Genomic DNA, 3,443 nt, shown 5'->3' with positions numbered 1-3,443 from the left:
CCCGCCCGAGCCCGGCCTCCCACCCGCGGTGCTCCCCGCCGATCCCGACCTCGCCGCCGCGCACCTGCTCGTCGACGCCGCGCGCCTGCCGGAGGCGCTCGCCGCGGTCGACGACGCCGTCCGCCGGCGGCCGCTCGATCCGGACGCGCACTTCGAGCGCTCCGTCGTGCTGACCGAGCTCGGCCGCCTCGAGGACGCCGAGGAAGCGTGCCGGCGCGCGCGGTACCTCGCCCGCGGGCAGCCGTTCGTCCACTTCTTCACCGCGCTCCTGCGCCTCCGCCGCGGCGACCTCCGCGGCGCCGCCGGTGCGTTCCGGACGGCGGCGGCGCTCGCGGCGCAGGTGCCGCCCGGGACGCCCCTGGCGCTGTCGCATGGGATGACCGCCGGTGCGCTGCGCGAGGCGGCGCGGTTCCACCTGTCGCGCCTCGTGGGGGATGGCCCCCCGCTCCCCTGACGCTACGTTGAACGTGGAGGGAGGAGGCGAGTCGACACGTGCCCCGGGACCGAACCGAGGAGGGCGAGGAGCGGCGCGCGGCCGGCGTGCTCGCGGAGCGCGCCCGCGCCCTCGCGGTGCCGCCTGCCCCTCCCCTGGCCGAAGGGGAGCGGCTCGACGTGGTGGCGTTCGAGGCAGGGCCCGAGCGCTACGCCGTGACCCTCGGCGCGGTGCTGCGCGTCGAGCGCGTCGGCGCGGTGGCGCGAGTGCCGGGGGCGGCCGCCGACGTCGTCGGCGTCATGTCCGTGGACGGGCGTCCCTGCCCGCTCGTGGACGCCCCCGCGCTCCTCGGCGGCGGCGCCGCCGCGGCGCCCCGGCGCTGGGCGATCGTGCTCGGCCGGCGCGCGCCGGAGCTCGCGCTCGCCGCGGACGTGATCGACGTCCTGCGCATCGCGCGCGCGGAGCTGCACGAGGCGGCGCCGCCGCTGCTCGGCACGACGGGAGCGGCGCGGGTGGTCCTCGACGGCGCCGCGCTCCTCGGCGACGCGCCGCCGGGCCCCGGAGGCGACGGCCCGTGACGCGCGACCTGCCCTTCCACCGCTCGCTCACGTTCCGGCTGTCGGGCCTCGGCCTCGTGCTCTTCCTCCTCGCCGCGTTCGCCCTGTGGAGCAGCGTCCAGATCGTCCGGCGCGTCGGGTCCGACGGCGCGCTCCTGCACGAGATGTCGAACGGCACGGTGCACTACGCGCAGCTCGTGGCCCTCGCCCACCTCCGCGCCGCGGCGCGCGCCGAGGACACGCCCGCGCTGCGCTCCCGCATCGAGGAGCGCGTCCAGGCGCTGGACAGGTGGTTCGAGGCGCTCCGCCGCGGGGACCGCGCCGCCGGGGTGGACGCCCTCGACGACCCCGGGCTGCTCGCCGCGCTCGACGCGCCCGAGCGGGCCTGGCGCGAGGGCGTCCGGCCCATCCTCCTGCGGCTCGCCTCGGGAGGCCCCGCCGCGCCCGGCGAGCTCGACGCGCTGGATCGGAGGACGCTCGACGCCGCCTCCGAGCTCGAGCGCTGGATGCGCTCGGCGCAGGGGCAGCTCGCGGGCTCGGTCGAGGCGCGCCAGCGCTGGGCGTTCCTCCTCTTCGCGCTCCTCCTCGCCGGGGTCGCCGCCACCGTGCTCGCGGCGCGGAGGGTGGCGCAGCGCATCGCGACGCTCTCCTCCGCGGCGCAGCGCGTGGCGGCGGGCGAGGAAGGCGTGGCGATCGCGGTGGGGGGCGGCGACGAGCTCTCTCTCCTCGGCCGGGCCTTCGAGGACATGACCCAGAAGCTGCGCCGCAACTTCGCGCTGGAGCGCGACGCGCGCGCGAAGCTCGAGGAGATGTTCCGCGCGGTCGGCGAGACCGCCGCGCGGCTCGCCACCGCGGCGAACGAGATCCTCGCCAGCACGGCGCAGCAGACCTCCGGCGCGCAGCAGCAGCTCGCGGCGGTCTCGGAGACGATGACCTCCCTCGACGAGGTCGCGCGCTCCTCGGAGCGGGCGGCCGACCGCGCCCGCGAGGCCGCCGACATCGCGCGCCACTCCGACGAGCTGTCTCGCACGGGCCACGGCGCGGTGGACGAGGCCGTGGACGTGATCGGCCGCGCGAAGGAGCAGGCCGACGGCGTGGCTCGGAGCATCCTGGAGCTGGCGGAGCAGGCCAACGCGGTCGGCGACATCACCGGCCTCATCGACGATCTGGCGGAGCAGACGAACGTGCTCGCGCTGAACGCGGCGATCGAGGCGACGCGCGCGGGCGAGCACGGCAAGGGGTTCTCGGTGGTGGCCGCCGAGGTGAAGTCGCTCGCCGAGCAGTCGCGGCGGGCGACCGCGGAGGCGCGCCAGGTGCTCGGGGACGTGCAGAAGCGCGCGAACCGCTCCGTGCTCTCCACCGAGGAGAGCACGCGGAGCCTCGAGGCGGCGGTGCGGGCCGCGCAGCACGCGGGCGCCGTGATCCGCGACCTCGCCGAGCTCGGCGCGCGGCTCTCGGGGGCGGTCCAGGAGATCGCGGACTCGACCGCGCAGCAGGCGACCGGGATCGGCCAGATCACGCAGGCGGTCCGCGACATCAGCAACGTCGCGAGCCAGTACGTCACGTCGACGAAGCAGTCGGAGCTCGCCGTCCGCGATCTCACCGCGCTCGGCGAGCGGCTCCGCCAGCTCCTCGTCACCACGTCGCGGTGACGCATGGACCGCGACGCCCTGCTCGAGTCGTTGCGCGGCGCGCTCGCGACCGACCTCGCGGAGCAGGTCCCCGTGCTCGAGGAGGGGCTCGTCGCGCTGGAGAAGGCGGAGCCCGGGCCGCCGCGCGACACCCTCCTCGCCGACGTGTTCCGCGCCGCGCACGGGCTCAAGGGGTCCGCCCGCGCCGCCGGCGCGGGCCCGATCGAGGCGACCTGCCACTCGATGGAGTCGCTGCTCGGCGCGGCGCGCGATCAGGGGCGCCCGCTCGGGCCGGAGGACTTCGCCGCGCTGCTCGCCGCGGTGGACGCGCTCGCCGAGGCCCAGAAGCGGCTCGCCGAGGCGCCGCTCACGGAGATCGAGGAGGCCCCGTTCGCCCGGGCGCGGGAGCTGCTGCGGGAGAGGACGGAGGGTGAGCCGAGCCCAGCCGCGATCGCGACCCCAGCCCCGACCCCGACCCCGAGCCCGAGCCCGACCCCGATCCCGACCCCGACCTCGACCTCGACGCCGGCTCCGTCGCCCCCGCCCTCCACCCCACCCACGACCGCTCCCGCGCCTCCCCCGCCCTCCGACGCCGCTCGGCCGCGCCGGGCCGGCTCCCTGCGCCTCGCCCCCGAGCGACTCGACGCCATCGCGGTCGCGGGCGGAGCGCTGCTCGATTCCGCCACCCAGGCCGAGGCGCGCGCGACGCGCGCGGACGAGCTCGCCCGGGAGGTGCGGAGGCTCCGCAGGGCCCTGCGCGCCGCCCGGCCGATCCTGGTGCGCGCGGCGGCCGTCCAGCGCGGGCGCGCCGCCGTGGAGGCC

4 protein-coding genes are annotated in these 3,443 nt (G+C 78.0%); all 4 read left to right on the top strand.

From position 1 onward, the window contains the following. The coding region (locus MNZ39_RS23680) for a tetratricopeptide repeat protein (protein WP_242341540.1) at nt 1-454 on the top strand (454 nt) is incomplete at its 5' end. A 38-nt stretch (nt 455-492) separates the two neighbouring features. After that, nucleotides 493-1,011, top strand: coding sequence for a chemotaxis protein CheW (locus MNZ39_RS23675; protein WP_242341539.1), 519 nt, complete (start codon nt 493-495; stop codon nt 1,009-1,011). Further along, on the top strand, nt 1,008-2,642 hold the full coding sequence (locus tag MNZ39_RS23670; protein WP_242341538.1) for a methyl-accepting chemotaxis protein: 1,635 nt from the start codon (nt 1,008-1,010) through the stop codon (nt 2,640-2,642). Before MNZ39_RS23675 ends, MNZ39_RS23670 begins: the two co-directional genes overlap by 4 nt. A 3-nt stretch (nt 2,643-2,645) precedes the next feature. Beyond that, the coding region (locus MNZ39_RS23665) for an Hpt domain-containing protein (RefSeq protein WP_242341537.1) at nt 2,646-3,443 on the top strand (798 nt) is incomplete at its 3' end.

The organism is Anaeromyxobacter sp. SG66, from assembly GCF_022690805.1.
GTDB classification, from domain to species: domain Bacteria; phylum Myxococcota; class Myxococcia; order Myxococcales; family Anaeromyxobacteraceae; genus Anaeromyxobacter; species Anaeromyxobacter soli.
Note: the sequence above shows the minus strand (reverse complement) of the source record. Positions and strands in the feature narration are given on the sequence as shown.